Annotated in this window: 10 protein-coding genes; 8 read left to right on the top strand and 2 right to left on the bottom strand. The window is 40.3% G+C overall.

Annotated features, from left to right (window positions below; genetic code table 11):
• Positions 1 to 14 precede the first annotated feature (14 nt).
• Positions 15 to 1,262, bottom strand: coding sequence for a vWA domain-containing protein (locus DSM106972_RS16530; RefSeq protein WP_127081724.1), 1,248 nt, complete (start codon positions 1,260 to 1,262; stop codon positions 15 to 17).
• Positions 1,263 to 1,658: 396 nt separating this feature from the next.
• On the opposite strand from DSM106972_RS16530, the gene DSM106972_RS16525 reads away from it, so the two are divergent.
• From DSM106972_RS16525 to DSM106972_RS16495, 8 genes are all read left to right on the top strand, one after another.
• Positions 1,659 to 2,321: an ATP-dependent Clp protease proteolytic subunit gene (locus DSM106972_RS16525; protein ID WP_127081723.1), complete on the top strand. Its 663-nt coding sequence runs from the start codon at positions 1,659 to 1,661 to the stop codon at positions 2,319 to 2,321.
• 180 nt (positions 2,322 to 2,501) lie between these two features.
• Positions 2,502 to 3,095 carry an ATP-dependent Clp protease proteolytic subunit gene (locus DSM106972_RS16520; RefSeq protein WP_127081722.1) on the top strand — a complete coding sequence of 198 codons (594 nt, stop codon included), beginning with the start codon at positions 2,502 to 2,504 and terminating at the stop codon, positions 3,093 to 3,095.
• Positions 3,096 to 3,572: 477 nt separating this feature from the next.
• On the top strand, positions 3,573 to 4,205 hold the full coding sequence (locus DSM106972_RS16515) for a J domain-containing protein (protein ID WP_127081913.1): 633 nt from the start codon (positions 3,573 to 3,575) through the stop codon (positions 4,203 to 4,205).
• 275 nt (positions 4,206 to 4,480) lie between these two features.
• Complete coding sequence (locus DSM106972_RS16510; protein WP_127081721.1) at positions 4,481 to 4,912, top strand: hypothetical protein; 432 nt, start codon at positions 4,481 to 4,483, stop codon at positions 4,910 to 4,912.
• A 260-nt stretch (positions 4,913 to 5,172) separates the two neighbouring features.
• Positions 5,173 to 5,310 carry a hypothetical protein gene (locus DSM106972_RS51400; protein WP_158632831.1) on the top strand — a complete coding sequence of 46 codons (138 nt, stop codon included), beginning with the start codon at positions 5,173 to 5,175 and terminating at the stop codon, positions 5,308 to 5,310.
• Positions 5,311 to 5,384: 74 nt separating this feature from the next.
• Positions 5,385 to 5,885: a hypothetical protein gene (locus DSM106972_RS16505; RefSeq protein WP_127081720.1), complete on the top strand. Its 501-nt coding sequence runs from the start codon at positions 5,385 to 5,387 to the stop codon at positions 5,883 to 5,885.
• Between the two features lie 273 nt (positions 5,886 to 6,158).
• Positions 6,159 to 7,019, top strand: coding sequence for a fimbrial biogenesis chaperone (locus DSM106972_RS16500; RefSeq protein WP_186538410.1), 861 nt, complete (start codon positions 6,159 to 6,161; stop codon positions 7,017 to 7,019).
• A 306-nt stretch (positions 7,020 to 7,325) separates the two neighbouring features.
• A complete protein-coding gene (locus DSM106972_RS16495; protein WP_233787085.1) occupies positions 7,326 to 10,313 on the top strand; it encodes a carboxypeptidase-like regulatory domain-containing protein in 2,988 nt (995 codons plus the stop codon).
• A gap of 122 nt (positions 10,314 to 10,435) precedes the next feature.
• Here the strand turns inward: DSM106972_RS16495 and DSM106972_RS16490 are convergent, their stop codons facing one another.
• Positions 10,436 to 19,939, bottom strand: coding sequence for a delta-60 repeat-containing protein (locus DSM106972_RS16490; RefSeq protein ID WP_127081719.1), 9,504 nt, complete (start codon positions 19,937 to 19,939; stop codon positions 10,436 to 10,438).
• Positions 19,940 to 20,188 lie beyond the last annotated feature (249 nt).

The raw sequence follows: 20,188 nt of genomic DNA, 5'->3' as shown, positions 1-20,188 counted from the left end.
GTTTCTACATAATATTAAGAATCTTGTAATATGGTTTTTGATACAATCCTGGTTTTTTTGCGGTCAGCTTCTGATAGGTCTTGTCCTGCTTGTAGTTGGGTGGCAGAAGTTTGTAACACTGTTGCGGCACTCATATCGCCCATTTGCAGAGCGGTTTTTGCTGCGGTTTGTAACATTGTTGCGGCGCCTGCTCTATCACCCATTTGTAGTTTTGTTTCTGCAAGCTGGGTTTGTCGATATTTTGCTAGTGCCAAAACATGCTGTTGTACGTTCGCGTCAACTACTGATTGATATTGTCCTGTTACATTTGCCTCTACGAAGAATATTTCTGATAGTATTCCTGTTAGATTTTGGCTTGGGTCATCATAACGTACTTGTAGTTGCGCGATTGGTTGCCTACCAAGTGGCAGTTGCGAAATATACAAGTTTGCTAAAATTACCCGTTCGACATCACGCATCAAATCGCCTATGCGTACAGATATTCGCCCATCAGGGTCTTGTTGTACGGGTAGCTCGATTGTTTCCGGCGCCACTTGTGCAACAGGCTTAAGTTCGGCTAACCGTACTTTTGGAACTAGCGAGAATAACAAATAAGCATTTGTTAAACTCACCGTTTGAATGCGGGTAAATAGCTGGCTAAATTTGGCTTCCGCTTCATCCGGTTGTTGAATGTGAGATAAAGAGCCACCACCAGCATCAGCAATCTGTTCGAGAACATCTTGGTTCCAGTTATCGCCAAAACCTAAAGTATTCAAAGTCAAATTGTAGCTAGCAGCTAACTTTGAAAATTCTAAACAGCGCTTATTACTACCGTGTTCGTTTTCACCGTCGGTTAACAAAAAGGCTTGCGATATCGAATCTTTGTTACCTTTGGTTAGTTCCTTGATACCTAATTGTAAACCTTCATCAATGGCAGTACCCCCGTCAGCAGAAAGTTTATTAATTTGTTGTTTGATGCGTTCTGGGTCTTCTACTGTTTGGTTGGATACCAAAACCTTGGCACGGTGGTCAAAAACAACAACGCTGAGGCGATCACCAGGATTTAATCTGTCAACAATACGGCAAGCCGCCTTTTTAACAGTTTCTAACGGGCGCCCACTCATCGAACCACTATGGTCAAGAATTAGGCATAAATTCAACGGTACATTGCGGTTAAGACTATCCGCAACGGCTGAAATCGATATCGCCAACTGTCGTTGACTATTCGGCTGGCTCCCATCTAAGTTGCCATCATTTAGAGCAGGCTGCAAGCTAACCTTCATAAATCGTTTTATCCCGGCGACACGTGTTTATAATTAACTTCAGTAGCCAGTGTAATTGCTACGGAAAAGTTAGAACAAGACTTAGAAACCGGGTTTCTGAGTTGATAACTTGTAATATGAATAACAATTTTGTATAGAAACCCGGTTTCTTTTATAGCCAATGGTTGATAGTCAACAGTTAATGGTTAATACTTAGTAACTAGTAAATAATAGTAAATATCAGTACTAGAGTTCTGTTTTTTGAAAAAACCAACAACAATAAACTAAATAACCAAGGACTATATATAGATTAACGAGAGATTAGCGAGATTATCGAGAAATCCACACCTCCTGTTGACCTGAGACGTGCGTTAGGATGTATTACAGTTAACGGCATTATCTCAGGCAACAGTTGCTATGGATTCTTACCCCATCAAGGCTGTGCAAGCCCCTTATTACGGCGATAACTCTTACCGCACACCGCCACCAGATTTACCGTCTCTTTTGTTGAAGGAGCGAATTGTCTATCTCGGAATGCCGCTGGTACCTGCTGTGACGGAACTTATAGTTGCCGAACTGCTGTTCTTGCAATCAGACGACCCCGAAAAGCCAATTAAAATTTACATCAACTCGACTGGCACCTCTGGTTATAGTGGCGAACCAGTTGGCTTTGAAACAGAAGCCTTTGCCATATATGACACAATGAAGTACATAAAACCGCCTATCCATACCATTTGTATTGGTTCAGCAATGGGTATGTCGGCTATGCTCCTCAGTGCAGGTACAAAAGGCTGTCGTGCCTCGTTGCCCCACTCTACGATTATACTGCACCAGCCCAAGAGCTATGCTCAAGGTCAAGCCACAGATATTCAAATTCGTGCCAAAGAAGTGCTGGCAAACAAAGCCACTATGGTCGATATCCTCTCGACTACTACAGGGCAAACCAAGCAGAGAATCGAGAAGGACATGGATCGTCTTTTCTATATGACACCTCACCAAGCTGTGGAATATGGATTAATTGACCGAGTATTCGAGAAAGAAGAACTTGCCAATCCCCCAATCCCTGCTAGCGTCCTCTAATAAGTGCTGAGTAGAAAGTGCTGAGTGCTGAGTAAATAGAATTTGAGTTAAGAGTTAATAGTTACAAGTTTTATATTAAAAACTATCCACCTACTCAGCACTCAGCACTCAGCACTCAGCATTCAGCACTCAGCACTCAGCACTCAGCACTCATAACTATTCATACAGGAGTTACATAAAATGCCTATAGGTGTTCCAAAAGTTCCTTACCGGATGCCGGGGGAACAATATACACAGTGGGTTGATATTTATAATCGTCTTTATCGTGAGCGCGTTATTTTCTTACCACGCGATATTGACGATGAAATTGCCAACCAAATCGTAGCAGTAATGCTGTATCTTGATTCGGAAGACCCTGGTAAAGATATTTCTTTATATATAAATTCTCCAGGTGGGATGGTAACATCCGGGTTGATGATTTATGACACAATGCAACATATTAAATCTGATGTTGTAACGATTTGTGTCGGTTTAGCTGCTTCAATGGGTTCATTCTTGCTTGCAGGTGGCGCCAAAGGTAAGCGTTTAGCATTGCCACATTCGCGTATCATGATTCACCAACCAAGTGGTGGTACACGCGGACAAGCAACCGATATTGAAATTGAAGCGCGCGAAATTCTCAGAATTCGCCATCAACTCAATGGAATCTACGCTTCCAATACCGGACAACCATTAGAAAAAATTGAAAGAGACATGGATCGTGACTTTTTCATGTCCGCACAAGAAGCTAAAGACTACGGCTTGATTGACAAAGTAATCGAAGAACGTCCTTAATTAACCTTATAACCAGATTCCCGACTTTTTAAGAGAGTCGGGAATCTTGTATTTAGTAATAAATATTACATTAGATACTCGATTTTAGTGATTGCTCTTTTCAAGAAAGGGGTTGAGGCTATAGTATATGTAGCGTAATTTTGCTTTCATACGGATGTCAAAGTCATTTATACTTGATAAGTGCTATGTAAATGCGGGTGCGAAGTTTCCGGAAAAGCATTTTTCTGGGGCGAAGAAATTGTCAAGACTAAACTATAAAATTAAGCAAATAGTCTTTTTTAATGAAGTTCCAGGTTCTAAGCTTAATTATGTAGGTACTTAACAGGTATTTACACACTCCCCTGAAATAGATGGTGCCTGCAAAAGGCATATGTAAAGAGTTAAGAGTCAAGTATAAATACTCAGCACTCAGTACTCAGCACTTAGCACTGCTTCAGGTTATGTAAACTATTATTGATGCTTGTGATTGACTTAAAGATGGATGTAGTAGATTGCTACCGCGTATTAGGTTTAAGGTCGGGCGCCTCGTTTTCCGACATCAAAGCTTCGTATCGCAAACTCGCACAGCAGTATCACCCTGATATCAATCCAAATGACAATAAAGCGAAAGAAAAATTTATTGCGCTAACAGAAGCTTACAAGTTTCTTTTACAAGTAGTAGCACCACCAGTAACTCCAGCTTCGTCAAGCCAAGTTCCAACAAAAACACCTGTACCAACAACTCCAAAAACTAAAACCCAACAGGCGCCACCACAGCAACCCTCCAAGCAAGAACCACAACAAAAACAATCCCAACCACCAAATGTACTTGAAATTGAAAAGCGCCTAAAGTGGAAAACATACGAACAATTACAGCGCTTCATCCGTGAACGACGTTTTCCTCAAGCAATAGCTCTAGCAGAAGCACTAGCCGAACGCTTACCCGAAGACCCCGAAGTAAAACAATGGCAAGCAATTTCATATCAGGTATGGGGACGCGCGTTAATAGATGACAAGCAGTGGTTAAAAGCAAGAATTTACTTGAAAAAAGCCCTAAAAACAGACCCCAACAATAAATCACTATTCGACGAAGTACAGCGCGACATCCGAAAACTAGAACAAATCTTTTAACCAAAATTCATGTCGGGTAGGCACCTTGCCTGCCCCTAAACTGCAAACAAATAAATAAAGTCTTGACTCATGTCATGCCCTGTTAGAAGCATCTTTAAGATTTTCACGCTTCCTAAAAGTAAAATCCTACCCATTTCGAGTATGCGAAAGGTAGCTATATACAAGCGACAGGCAAGACCCACAACGAAACTAAAAACTAAATATATATATAGTTATTAAGTATTTCCTCGGATAATATCATATCATCAGAGAAAATACTGAAAAACAACTCACTCATGTTTCATCGTCTCCTAGCAACCAGCAGCTTGATATTAACAGCCACATCTCAAGCAGTCCTAGCTGAAAGCATCGAAGTAGAATTCAGCGGAACAGTTCCCACACAAGTAACAGTCAATACCCCCACTATCGGCGCCACCGACAAAAACAACTCAAAAACACTAAACTCCAAAATTCCCATAACATTCACAGTAAACTCCAACATCTCCACCAACATCACTATAATCACAACCTCAACACCATCAGGCGCCAACACCCTCATAGCCTCCACCAGTAAAAACAGTAGGTTGGGTAAAGCGCAGCGACACCCAACAATCACATCAAACAACTACATCGCACCTGCTGGCACAACCAACCTAGAGGCGCCAGTACAGCAACAATCATCTCACCCTGAAAGTAACAACATTATTCTTTTAACAATAACGCCCTAGTAAATACACTGAATAAACCAGACAATACACTTATCTCTAACAGCATTAAACCAGATAAAAAAAGCAGCATATCTCTAAAAATCCAAGCAACACAAAGATTTCAGCCATCGCTAACTTGTGTTAAACAGCAAGAAATATTGCTTAAACCTTCACACAACTAACTTCAAAGTAGTATTTCAACGGAGTGCAAAACGCATTCCGTTTTTTACGTAATATTTCTGTGGATGTTGTGCTTTTTGGTAGTTACATTCGTTATACAGATGCAGGCATCGACAGGGTGGATTTGGTCAACAAGCTTGACATATGAAGATTTTCCATCAACTGATTCTGTACGCGACACTGTTCACGTACCGACTCAAATATTACAAATACCTGTTAAACCTGTTTTTATTCAGTAAGGTTTTCATACTGCTGTTGTAATTTTCATTTTGACGTTCAATTTCACAAACACTTTGAGAAGGATAGATTTACTATGTTACGTCGTGTTTTATTTGTTTCGACTTTGATGTTGGCTGGTGCTTTTGGTTTTGTAAATAGCGCTAAGGCTGATACAACAGAAAAGGTAATATTTACTGGAGGTGTTACCGCTAGTTGTGACGTTGAGGTTCCCACTACTGCTACTAACACAACTACCGGAACCTTAATTGCAAATGCAGCCAAAAGCGAGCTAACAACAAGTACACCTGCATACGTTAATGTAAAGTGTGCAGGTGGAAGTTTGAGCATTAGCGACCCATTGAAAACTGCTGGTGCTACTGATACTACAGCTAAAGCAGTACTAACAATCAATAGTAAAACAGTTGCTTCTCCTGCTGCCCCTGCTGGTGACGGTCCGAAATCTCTTCCTCTGACAGCAGCTGACACTGGAGACGCATCCATTAACATGACAGCAACTGTCGCAGCACCTGCCACTGAACTTGCTCCTGATACTTACACTTATGAAGTTACTGTTACTGCTACCCCTGGCAGCTAATGTGTCAATAATCGATTAATAGCCATTACCTTACTTAGTTAAGGCTTTGTAATACTCCCATGCCCTCAAAGTATGGGAGATTATTACTTGATTAAAAGTCATTATAAAGGCAGATTATACGGATATTATTTACAGTAAATATTGCTATAACTTAATCATCATTAACTAGTAATGAGGCATTTACTTTTGGTTTAAGCATGATTAATGCTTGTATAAGTTATTTTGCTTAAAAGAAGGTAATTAAAAAAATGTATTTGGAGAGTTGAATTGTCAATGTTATTTTTTACTGAAAAGACCAGAGTTTTTTCTTCATCTGTTTATACAGTTCTCCATCTGGGAGCTTTGGCATTATCTGGGACTTTACTTTCGGCTAGAGCAACTCAAGCACAAGTAAACCTATCACCAATGAAAATTGAGGTACAAAATAATCGTGGTCAAGCTCAGGGTGTAATTAATATCACAAATACTAGTAGCGAAACTTTTCGTGCGCGCGTTTACGCTGAATCATTTACATATCATCGAGATTCAGGTTTCCAACAATTATCTTCTAGTCCTACTGACTTAAGACCATATTTACAATTTTCACCACGTGAGCTGGTTGTTCCACCAGGAACAACTAGAAGAGTACGCCTTAACACTCGTTTGGCACCTAATTTGCCAAATGGTGAGTATAGGGCAATGATTTTCACAGAACCCTTGAAGCAGCAATCTATTAGTGATGCTAAAGGAGGTACTACCAAAATTATTACTCGTGTTGGTACTGCTTTCTTTGTTCGTAAAGGTAATGTAAGTCCTAATTTAACGGTAGATAGTGCTATGTGGAATAGTAGAGCCAAGTTAATTCAACTGCTAGTACGCAATATTGGCAAAGCATCTGCTTATCCAACAATTAAATGGACTATTAAACAAGGTGCAACTGTTGTTAAGACTGGGGAAATCGCATCAATGGGCATTGTTCCAGATAGTGAGCGCAATATTGTATTAAATCAATCAAAGAAAGATGAGCTTGCTCTTTCTCCTGGGACTTATCAGCTAACTGGTGAGTTGATATGGGGTGAAGATAAGGACAAAAAAAATCAGCGGTTTAATATAAATTTGACTGTACCTGCTCAAGCTGCTACAGGAAGAAGGTAAAGTCACAATCAGGAGTCAGTGCGTGACGCTACAAGTCTTATAACTACGTTGATGTTTTTTTGTGGCGTCACGCACCCTACGTTATTATGTGCCACTTGCGTAAGTCCTAATAATTTATGAAAAATACCTAAATGTAAAGACCGGATATATTCGGTCTTTACAATGCGCTTTATAAGGGCACAATGTCACATTGTGCCTTTTTTTATGTTTGGTTTTAGAAATTTATGGGAATTATATATTTATAGGGGTTTTTATATTTAGCTAAAGTGAAAATTACCGATATCTACTTAGATTAATTAAATAATTATGCTGCCTAAACTTAATTCAAGTTTTAAAAAAATCTATTTACTAGCTACCATAGCTTTTGTCTATCTGTTTCTTCCGAATGCTGCGAATGGTGAAATTAGTGAAAATACTGATAAGCCTTTTGCAGGAAACCAAGAAGAGTCGGCAATAGTAACGGCAGATACATTAACTCAATCTCCTCCTCAAATTATTGATTGGGAACGCTTACGAGAAAAAAGTATGCAAGTTCTTCAGCAACGGTTACGTCAAAATAGACTTCAGGCTCAAGAAGTATCTTCAACTAATCGACTAAGTAGAATTAACAATTTGAGAACCAAACTACTAAATTATTCTCAGTCGGAATTTCAGATTAAAAGTAAAACTGATAATTCACCCAACCAAATCAATGAACTTTCACAATCATCTATAAGCACCAACTCAACGGCACCATCAGAAAATTTCAGTGTTTTCCCGGTTGGCTTAAGTCTGGGTAAGCGTAATGTTAATCCGAGCGTGATGATACGGGGAAAAGAAGATGGTACACAGGCTGTTAATTTTAGAGATTGGTTGGTTCCTTTTGAAGATGTGGTTCGAGGATTAAACTTTTCGCTACAAAATTTACCAGATGGTCAAATCGAAGTCAGGTCTCCTGGTCTTGTTACTCGTATCGACCCGAAAAAGCTTCGTACTGACCCCGAATTAGGATTGGTTTTTTCAATTCAAGATTTGGATAGTTTGTTTGGTATTAAGGCGAAATTTGACGTTATTGAGTACGCTATCGAGTTAGATGTGCCTTGGCAGAGTAAATCTAGTGGTAGATTTGCACAATCCGAAGCACCGATTATACTTGAAGGCTTACCGCGTATTTTTCCAGATACATTTTCTCTTGGGGCAATTGAGCAAAGGTTTAATGCTAGTGGAACTCAAAGCACAGCAACTGGTTACAGGGGAGATTTACTAGCTGTTGGTAGTGCATTTGGTGGTAGTTGGTTTCTGCGTACAGACCAACCTAATTTTCAAGATTCGTCAAGTTGGAGAATTGCTGAAGCTCAGTTTTATCGACCAACGAATCAAACCGATTATATTCTTGGTTCGCAGCCTACTTTCTGGCGTAGTAATAGTACAAATGATTATTGGGGTTTTACATTTATTCAACGAAACGGGTTTGTACCACCTCAACTTTATGCTAGTGGTTTTGTTGACCCTCGTCAGCGTTTACAGTCAGCACAAATTGGACGCACTATTACTGGTAGAACGGAACCTGGTACATTGGTTCGATTAGTTGAAGGGTTTGGCGAACGTATTATTGGTGAGGTTTTAGTTGACTCTTCTGGTATTTATCGCTTTGAAAATGTTAAAAGTGATAATCAATTTTTAAATAGTAGTTACCGCGTTTTACTTTACCCGGAAGGGCGCCTGACTGCTCAACCTATTGTTCAAGAGGCAACATATTCTGTAGTTCCAGGACAAATACCAGCAGGCGCCTCGGCTTTGGTTTTCTCAGGTGGTTTGCGACGCGAATTTGAAAATCCTAGTTTATTAGGTAGTTTTTCAGAGTTTCGAGGTGGAATTGCTCAAAGATGGGGTGTATCAGAAAGTCTCACAGTTGGAGTTGGTGGAATCTATGATGATAATGCGAGAGGACTAGCAGAAGTATTCTTCCGTCCTTCAAATTTGCCTTTACAGGTAGCAGTTTCTGCACTTAGTGGTAATAAATGGGATATTAATGCTGACGTTCGCTTTAACCCAACCCGTAATATAAGCGCTTCTTACACGCGCGATAGATTTGCAAATCGCTTCAACTTAGATTGGCAAGTATTATCTGGCTTGAGTTTATTTGCTAGTACAGATAGTCGCAACGCTACAGCAGGAGGTGTGCAAGTCAACTTTAGTGGCAAAAATGCCTTTACTTTTGCGCGCGTTAGCGTAGATACACAAAATCGTTGGCGCTGGACTTGGTTACAACGTCTTGGACAACTGGAACTTAACCAACGTGGTAACGAAATTGGTACTTTATCTGAACTTAGCTTCAATTTATCTAGAGGCAGCAGCTTTTTGAATTTGGGTAACTCGTTGCTATTGGGCTATGAAACTCGTAGTCAAAATAGTAATGACAATTTACTCTCACTTGGCTGGCGATACCGTTCCGAACAACGAGCAACTGACGGTAGCTACCTTTGGGAAACTCAATTAGGTTATGGTTTTGGTTCTCAAGGCAGTGGTCTAATTGCCTCATTATCAACTGCTGTGTTACCTGGAATGTTACTACGCGCGCGTTATCAAGGTATATCAGTAACTTCCGACGAAGCTAGTTTCAGCTTAGATTTGGTTTCTAGCTTAGGGTTACAACGCGGTATTACTCCAGAAGCAAGACGTACCGACAACTTCCGTACTCAAGGTGGGATGTTAATTCAAGCGTTCTTTGACAAAAACAATAATGGCAAACATGATACGGGAGAAGCTTTTTACACAGAAAATTCAGATACACTATTAAATATCAACAATCGAGTTATCAAATCATTCCAACCTACAACTCAAAGTGACCGCCTTTTAGTACGCTTAAATCCAGGTACTTACCGCTTAGACTTAGACCCGGCAGGTTTTCCAGAAGATTGGCAAGTAAAAACAGATGCTTATGCAGTAGATGTTATTGCTGGTTCATATACACCAATATTATTACCTTTAACGCGCGCTTACACAATTTCTGGAGTCGTCACCGATACCCAAGGTAAAGCCCTAAGTGGTGTCAGGGTAGAAGCAGTTTCAGCAGATAACAAAGTCAGATTATTTTCTGTCACCAACACTGCAGGAGTTTATTACCTAGAAAGGCTCCAACAAGGCAATTACAAATTACTAGTTAATGATAAAACAGTCGGCAGCAAAGTAATTACCCTTGATGAAAATTCAAAATCATTTGCTGAACTCAACATACAAGAATTAGAAAATCAACAATTCCAAGCAATAGAGCCAAATCAGAGTGAACTACAAAGTAGCAATAAAGAAAAATAAACCTAAAGACTTTGCCTTTAATAAATTGAAGCACAGTCTAAAAACTAATAAATTAAGACGTGGCGCCCACTCCCGTAAGTCTTGAGTGCCTTCGGAAGCCATCCGAAGACACCTAATACATTTTACAAAGTACGGAAATTGTTGCTATTGAGGCTTCCAGTGAATCCTTTCAAAACTGCTACATCTTGATTGTTAACTCGATCGCGAATTAGAGTGTCGCCCTGAAGTTGGATAAATGACAACGAAGTGAATCTTAAACCTCCTGCACAGCCAAGTACATCCTCACCAACTTTGAAATCCTCAATAATATCTACACCCTGATTTCTGACGAGAGCAAAAGTGTCTTTACCAGTTCCTCCATTCAAAATGTCATTGCCTAAACCACCCCAAATTTCATCATCACCATCACCACCCCAAATTCGGTCATTCCCATCATCTCCATAAAGCTTGTCATTACCCCAGTTACCATATATCAAATCATCACCAGAACCACCACCGATATTGTCGTTCATACTAAAACTGGCACCGTAAGCAGGTAGTACAAGTAAATCACCGTAAAGCGTATCATTCCCAGCATCACCAAAAATTCGGTCATTGCCTAATCCACCGTAAATTATGTCATTGCCTGCTAATCCAGCAATGCGGTCACTCTTGTCAGTTCCCACGATGGCATCAGCAACTGCACCACCATTAACCATGTTTGTTGTCGCACCGCTAACAGTGATTGTAAAAATTTGAGGTATAGAAGTATCAACACCGCCATTTGCTGTACCACCGTTATCCTGCACAGACACTCGAATTTGTGCTGTAGTACTAGTTGCGATTGTATCAACAGGTGTGTAAATAAGGGTGCCTGTTTGAGTTATTGTTGGCGCCACTTTAAAAATGTTGGAGTTGTTAATAACTTCAACAATGTAACTTTGAATACTTTGTCCTGACTCATTCGCGGCGCCAGGATTAAAGTTACTTGCCCAATTATTAATGTTTTGTATTCCGGCGCCAGGATTGACAATTTGGTTTCCGCCAATCAAGAAAGTCGGAGCATCGTTAATGGCTGCAACATCAAGTGTCATTGTATACGCCAAATTACTGAAGCCTTTACCATCACCAACTCGAAATTGGAAATTAGAATGATTGGCGCCATTGCCATTCTCAATTGGTTTAAATTTTAGCTTGCCGAGGTCAGCAACTGAGATAATTTGGTTTTGGGTAATAGCTTCTCCGACAGCTTGATTGTCGTTGTTAATGTCAAGGAACAATTGACCGAGTGTAGGTAGTTGAGTGATTCTTACTTGTTGCAAAGTGTCAGTGTTGTCAATATCAGTGAATTGAAAATCATTGGCGCCGAATGTATAGAGAATGTCTTCGTTAAAGGAAACTGTTTTATTACTAGAAGTAGGTAAATCATTAGTCGCGATGACATTAATTGTCCTAGTTACAGCGGAACTGGCGCCACCATCACCATCAGTTAAAACAAACTCGATTGTACGAGGCGTAGTAGAAGGATTATCAGAGACGTTTGAGAAAGTAATGTTGCGTAAAATTGCTTCAACAGCAAAGCGGGTAGCATTCGCATTCAGATTAACAACTAAACCTTGAGTACCAGTACCACTGAATGTGCCGACTTGAATGGAACCGTATCTAATAATATTGCCATCAAGGTTAATTTGTGCGATGCCATTACCTTCGTTACGAATAGTAAGACGGTCATCAGGACTAACACCATTCTTAATGGTAACAGTCAATCTGCCTGTATCAAAGTTTGGTGAATCTGAGTCGTTAATGCTTATATAAGATTCCAAGACTGGAATAGCAGAAGTATTTTCGGTGTAGGAAGCAGCAAAACTGGGTACACTGCTAATAATAGGAGCATCACTTACACCAACTTTTAAAGTAACTGTTGCTGCATTTGAATCTGTAATACCATCATTGGATTTGTAGGTAAAGGTATCAATACCCTTGAAACCAGCGTTAGGGGTATAAGTAAAAGAACCATCAGGATTAAATGCCAAGTTACCATTTTGAGGACCAGATACAAGTGTTGCCCTTAATATTGTTTTCTCGCCATCAGTATCATTAGTTAGTACGCCTGGAAGATTATTACCTGATGTCGCACGATATTGGATGCGACCTTTTAAACTTTCATTAATTGGGTCGCCATCACCATATTCTTGAAAGCTGGCATCTAAGCTAATAATTTCACTACCAACACCATAAATAATTTGGTTGATAGTAAACTCACCATTTAAATTATTGTAGCCGCGTCCATCGCCGCTTACATCTAAACCTGGTGCATTACTCGTTTGAAATGGAAAACGTGTTGCACTTGTGTACGTCGTGCCTGCTGTAAGTGGTGCGTTAAGTGGGGCAGCAAATGACATATCCCAACGAGTAGCATAATTCCACGGTATAGTGTGGGGTGTAAAACTGACTCGCACAGCATTATCAGCAGTACTGCTTGTTGGATAAGCACGCGAAACATTAAAGTTACCATTTGCTAAAGTGTAGCTGTAATAATCGCTTTGTCCAATATAGTTACCTCTATCGCTATCCAGAATCAGCCTTGTTATGCCCGCAGAAGTTACGAAAGAAGAGTTTTCTGCAACTAGGTAAACGTCATTCGTTGCCACAGGTGATTGGTTAGCACTAATCGGTGTACTTAAAACCCTAATATCATCAACACCAATCCATTCATCTTCACCCGAAGCATCGGTAGTGATGAAGCGGAGTTGTACCTGGGACTGATTATTAATTTCTGTTGGTAGTAAAACACTCAACCGTACTTCACGCGCGTCAAAAGAAGCATCAGTCAGAGCGTTGTTTGAAGCATCGGGAACAAAAGCTGCTGGAAGATTAATGAAATCACCAGTATTACCAATACGGTATTGAACTGCTATAGGTTGAATAGCATCGCGGGTTGAAGTGTCAATATCTTTTAGGATAAAGTTCAGTCGAAGATTCTGACGACCAGTTGCATCTAAGTAAACTACTAAATGTGGAGCGGTAGCAGTTGATGAACCTCGCAAAGCAATGGTTCCAGAAAATTCTGCAATCCCACTATTTGTATTTGTAGCAGGGTTTGCTTGATTTGCAATCACATCGATAGGAGTCGTAGAGCCATTAGCTAATACTGTTTGTGGATTAATACCTACACCGTTAACTAGATTATCGCCTCGGAATCCTCTGATACTAGGTACATTATCCCAATTATCATCGGTGGTAATTAAACTTGAATTTGACCAGTCCTGAATAAAATCGCCATTAGCTAGCAAGTGATAAGTAGGACCAGTATTTCTAACTAAAATTGCAGCAGTATCTGTTGCGCTGCTAAAGGCAGTGGCGCCACCGTTGATTGTAGTGTCAGCAGTACCACCATTTGTACCACCCATCTGATCCCAAGCACGGAAGGTAATGGCGTTGTTGATGTTACCGCTAAAGATACCATTTGGTTGGAAGTAAACGCGCGTGAAAGTATCTGCTGCTAAAAGGAGCGCGTTGGTACTCGATACCTGACCTAAAGCATTCCATATTGTGCCGTTATTAGTGCTGTACCACCATGTACCATTAGTAGTATTAGCGTTGGTAATTGCCAAACCAGTTAACCCACCACTGTTAGGGTCAGTAACATTACGGCTAAGACTCACTATCGATGATACTAGAGTGCCAACTGCACCAGAAGGCGTACCTGCGTTATCATTAACTGTGCTGAGAGTAACTGCAGTATCGGTTAATGTCGGGGCTGTATTTGTGGGTATAGGAGATATATCGTTGGAAGTTCCAATGTAACGTGCAACTGTAAAACTAGGTAAAGTCCTCGCTTCACCAACAAGAACAATATTACCGTCTTCTTGAGTCGTAACGACACGTGACGCATTGTACACACCCAGTATCGGAGTGATAGCCTGACCAGCTGTACCAAAACTACCATCTAAAGTGCCATCTAGGTTATAAGCGACTAAAACAGCAGTGCGCTCACGATTTGAGCCGCTTTCAAAATAGCCAGATACAACAATTTTGCCATTTGGCTGAATCGTTAAACCATTTGCACGGTCATCATTAGTTGTGCTTAAAGGTGTAATAACTTTACCACCATAACCAAAACTAGTATCTAAACTACCGTCAGTATTGAAACGAGCGAGGGCAAGGTCGTCTTGATTTGAGCTAGTGCTACCAACGTACTTCCATACATGCCCAGCTACAACAATTTTACCGTCAGCTTGAATTGCAATACTATTAATTTCTTCCCCAACACCTATCGAGACAATAGACCTGCCACCATTACCAAAACTAGTGTCTAAGCTACCATCACTGTTATAACGCGCTAAAGCTAAATCAAATTCAGCAACGTTTGGAATTTGTACACTTCCCCCAACCAGAATTTTGCCATCTGACTGTAGCGCTGCTACATAACCATTTGTGCCGTTAACTTTTCCACTATTACCAAAAGTTGTATCTAAGCTGCCATCAGCGTTGTAACGTACTAAAACATAATCTGGATTACCATTACCTATAAACCCTGCTAAGATAATCTTGCCGTCAGACTGAACCAAAACGTTATAACCAAAATCTTCACCAAAATTAGTAATGACTTTACCTCCATTACCAAAGTTGTTATCCAAGCTACCGTCAACGTTGTAGCGGGCTAAAGCAAAATCTGGATAGTTAGGTTGGGCGCTATTCCATACACGTCCACCAATAATTATTTTCTCATCTAATTGAAGAGTAACACTATACCCTGTTTCACTTCCTAGTCCAATATCAGTATTAACTCTGCCACTATTACCAAAACTAGTGTCTAAAGTGCCGTCAACGTTGTAACGAGCGACATCGAAACTGGTATAACCACCTGCAACTACAATTTTACCGTCAGACTGAATCGCTACGCTACTGGGGTAAGCAGTATAAGGTGTGGTGACTATACCACTGATACCAAAGTTCGGGTCTAAATCACCAGATTTGAGCGCGAGCTTAATCACAACATTTTCATTAGCGCTGGTAACTATACCATCGCTGACATTTACCTGTAGATTTACTGTAGGGTTAACTCGTGGGTTAAGGTCATCTACGTCGTTAATAGCAATTTGTCCCGTATTTGGATTAATGCTAAACGCCATATTTCCATCACCATCAAGGTCAATGTTACCGCTAGCAATTGTCCAGTTTGAAAAGACAGGGTTGCTTGAGTCAATATCTGTTGCAGTTAAAGACCCAATAATTTTGCCATTAGTTGCGTTAGTCGGAATTCCTAGAGGATAAGTACGTGAAATTACAGGGGCATCATTAACCGCACTTACATTTATTGAAGCAGTATCAGCAAGGCTACTAAAAGCTGTAGACCCTCCATTTAATGTTGTGTCAGCAACACTGCCATTTACACCACTGGTTTGGTTCCAAGCACGGAAAGTTATCGCGTTACTAATGCTACCGTTGTAATTCGCATTTGCTTGAAAGTAAACGCGCGTGAAAGTATCTGCTGCTAAAAGACGGGCATTACTATTAGACAGTGTACCTATCTGAAGCCAGTTCGCTCCGTTGTTGGTGCTATACCACCATGTACCATTGCTGGTGCTAATACTAGTAATCGCTATACCTGTTACTGCTCCACTTCTAGAGTCGGTGACATTTCTACCTAGATCAACTATAGAGGAAACTAAAGTACCGACTGCTCCTGAAGGGGCGCCTGCATCTTCGTTGAGAGGGTTGAGAGTGACTACCGTGTCTGTTAATGTCGGAGCAATATTACCTGTGGTAGTAGTACTGTCACTCAAAGAGTAATTTAAGGAAATGTTGCCCGTCGAAGAACTATATCCATCTACAGCAATACGGTAAACTGTTCCGGCAGTAGCACTAAAGCTGACACGGCTTGTACTGACACCACCGCTATCATCGTTAAAACTCACTAAAGTCAAACTATTAACACTCGTACCTGTATAAACTGACAGGTATGTGTCAAAATTACTTCCTACCGTATCAAACGTCACTGTACCAGAAGTTGGCGCCGTCCAATTCCACCATACAGAGTTATTTGTTCCTGATTGTGTAGCTTCTCCTATTTCTGCTGTAGCACCAATATTAGTACCTGTAACACTACCTGAAGTCCCAACGAGTGTTATTTGATTAGCAAAGTTATCATTTATAGGAGTTGGGTTATTAACTGTTATTGCTGCGGTATCGGTAGCAGTACTAAAAGCCGTAGAACCACCATTAACACTCGTATCAGCTATGCCTCCAGCTACACCACTCGTTTGATCCCAAGCACGAAAAGTAATTCCGTTACCAATGCTGCCAGTGTAACCAGCGTTTGGTCGGAAGTATACACGGGTATTACTATCTGCTCCTAATAACCGAGCATTAGTGCTGGAAACTGTACCTAAAGTATTCCAGTTAGTTCCATTATTAGTGCTATAGTACCAAGTGCCATTGGTACTGTCAGCAGAGGTAATTGCAATACCCGTAACGGCGCCAGTATTTGAGTCAGTAACGTTTCTACCTATGCCAATAAATGAAGATACTAAAGTACCAACTGTACCAGATGGTAATGCTGCATCTCTGTTGACAGGGTTGAGAGTAACAACGGTATCGATTAAAGAAGGAGCTGTATTTCCTGTATTTCCTGTATTGGAGGTACTACCAATTGGCGCCTCATAACGTATGACTGTAAAATCTCCATTGCTACTTCCTGCAACTACAATTTTTCCGTCAGACTGAACCGCAACACTAGTGTTTTGTGAAGAACTGTTACCAACTGGGGTAATAACCTTGCCACCTGAACCAAAGCTGGAATCTACTGTTCCATCTGGATTATATACAGCTACAGCAAAATCACGATTATTATAAGTAGTACCACTTGGACTTTCAGAAAAGCCAGATACTACTATTTTGCCATTTGCTAGAATCGCCAAACTTTGACCAGCATCGTTGCCATTACCAATTCCTGTAACGACTCTGCCACTATTCCCAAAATTAGTGTCCAGAGAACCATTAGAGTTATAACGCGCTAGGGCAAAGTCTCCACTTACGCCTATTTGCCCAGTACTACCTGCCACTACTATCTTGCCATCTGACTGAATCGATACGCTGTCACCAAAGTCGTCTTTTCCAGAAAAGTCTGTTGTTACCTTGCCACTGCTACCAAAACTTGTATCTAAACTTCCATTAGAGTTATAGCGCGCCAAGATGAAGTCAAAGCCACCGCTAGAATTGATTACATTACCAGCCGCTACAATCCTACCGTCTTGCTGAATGGTAATGCTACTAATAGAATCCTGACCATTACTATTAGAAGTAACAACTCTACCTCCACTACCAAAATTGCTATCTAATGTTCCATTTGGGTTGTAACGTACTAAAACAAAATCTGAATTGAGAGGGCTAGTACTAACAGTAATACTTCCACCAACAACTATCTTGCCATCTGATTGAATTGCAATGGAACGTATCCAATCGCTTTTTCCATCAAAGTCTGTAACTACTCGACCACCATTTCCAAAGTTAGTGTCCAGTGTTCCATTCGGGTTATAGCGCATCACTGCAATATCAGTTGTGTTGCTGGCATTATAAGTAATACCTGCAACCACTATTTTGCCATCAGATTGAATAGCAACACTGTAACCTCTGTCAGTTCTGCCAGCAAGATCAGTAGTTACTTTACCACCATTCCCAAAGTTAGTGTCTAAAGTACCGTTTGGATTATAACGAGCTATAGCAAAGTCACTAGAGCCATTGTAAGCTTCTCCTACCACAACGATTTTACCGTCGGCTTGGATAGCAGTGGCATATGCAGTACCACTACCAAAGCCAGCAGTTACTCTGCCTCCCGTACCAAAACTGCTGTCTAAGCTACCTGGAGGATTTGGTACAAGTTTGATTGTCACAACTTCGGCGATACTAGTAGCTGTACCATCGCTTACATTAACTTGCAAATTAATGCTAGGGGTAGTTTGGGGATTTAGTTCATCGCTGTCGTTAATGATTATTTGTCCTGTGGTATTGTTTATACTAAAGGCTTGCCTACCATCCCCATCGCGGTCAGTATTGCCTCCAACGATAACCCAATTAGATAATGTACTACCTGCATCTGCATCGGTAGCAATTATAGTACCTACTACCGTACCGTTACTAAGTGTTCTATTACTTAGATCGAGGGTTTGATTAGGTGTAATTACAGGAGCATCGTTAACAGCATTAACTGTAATAGAAGCTGTATCTGTCGCACTGCTAAAAGCTGTGAAGCTACCATTTGAGCTTGTGTCAATACTATCGCCATTTGCACCAAATCTTTGATCCCATGCACGAAATGTTATGGCATTACTAATAGTGCCGTTAAAGTTTGAATTGGGACGAAAATAAATGCGGGTATTAGCATCTGCTGCTAAAAGACGAGCGCTACTGTTAGATACTGTGCCCAATATATTCCAATTAGCGCCGTTATTAATACTGTAGTACCAAGTGCCGTTGCTAGCATTCGCTGCTGTAATTGCAACACCAGTAACCGCTTCATTGTCTGGGTCATTAACATTACTACCCAAGCTCACTAATGAAGAAATCAGAGTTCCAACTGCTCCACTAGGAAAGCTGGCATCCTCATTTATCGTGTTTAGAGTAACATTTGTATCAGTGAGAGTAGGAGCAGTATTTGAGCCTGGAGTCAGATTAGGGCTAAAAGCATAGTTTAAAGTCACATCACCTGTAGCGCTATTATATCCATCCACTGCAATATGGTATGTAGTTCCAGCTATAGCTTCAAAACTTACTAAACTAGCATTGCCATCACCATTATCATCATCACTTTTAAGTAACGTTAAACTACTGACAGAACTACCTGTGTAAACATAAAGGTAAGTATCAAACTTACTAGTATTGGTATTAAAAGAAACTATACCACTTGATGGCGCCGTCCAACTCCACCATATAGAGTTGTTTGTCCCTGACTGTGTAGGTTCACCTGTTTCTGCTGTGGCGCCTAGATTATTTCCAGTGCTGCTACCTGAAACACCAGAAAGAATAATTCGATTAGCAAAATCATCATTAGCATAAGGGAAAGCAAATCTGTAACTCTCTAAAACTTCTGGCTTAAATGCCAAAACAGGTGTAATCTCACCAACGGTAATTTCAAGATTCCAGTCTGCTCCTAAACTTTTGCTTCCTGTGCGGTTTGCTGAGGCGCCAACCGAAGCTCCTGTTAAGTGGTGTAACTTAGCAATAAACTCCTCCCCCGCATCACCAGCGGCAACGTTACAACCATATAGAAGCAATTCATTTAATTCTTGCTTTTCAAACCATTGTTGTAACTGGTTAGCGTAAATATCTAGGGTGCTTAAGCTCATAGGAGATTTTCCTAGATACAAACATCCTGGCAAACCGTGAGAAACTATGTGAACCGAGTTATATCGTGTAGCTTGTAAACTTTCAGTAATTTGCTCTACTCCATTTAAAGTAGAATCAAGTATCACAACTTCGATATCTGGTTTGACACCCGCTATCAAGCTTTGCTTATCAGAAATATTATTATCAATAAAAACAATACGTTTTGCTTTATTTAACTTTATAAAATTTGTTTTGCTATGTAGGACAGCTTCTTCACAGTTGTTCAAAGCGTAAAAATGGTTGTTTAAGACAGGCTTCATACTTATTGGTGTTTCCTAAAGCTGTAACGGTTTGAGAAATGTAATTTATAGTCAATAAAATATTTTTACCTATATATATGCTTGATGCCTCAGTACTTGCACCACTCTTTAATTATTAATGTTTTCAGATTTTGATGGAAAATTTATACTACGTAGTAATTGAAGATATTTGTAATTAAAGTGATATTTATGAGCTAGTTTTTAGTTGCTAAAACAATAAATATTGCTTTATTTATACGAGCAAATACA

The sequence above is a fragment of the Dulcicalothrix desertica PCC 7102 genome, from assembly GCF_003991905.1.
GTDB lineage: Bacteria > Cyanobacteriota > Cyanobacteriia > Cyanobacteriales > Nostocaceae > Dulcicalothrix > Dulcicalothrix desertica.
The sequence above is the reverse complement of the archived record's forward strand: the minus strand, read 5'-3'. Positions and strand labels throughout refer to the sequence as shown.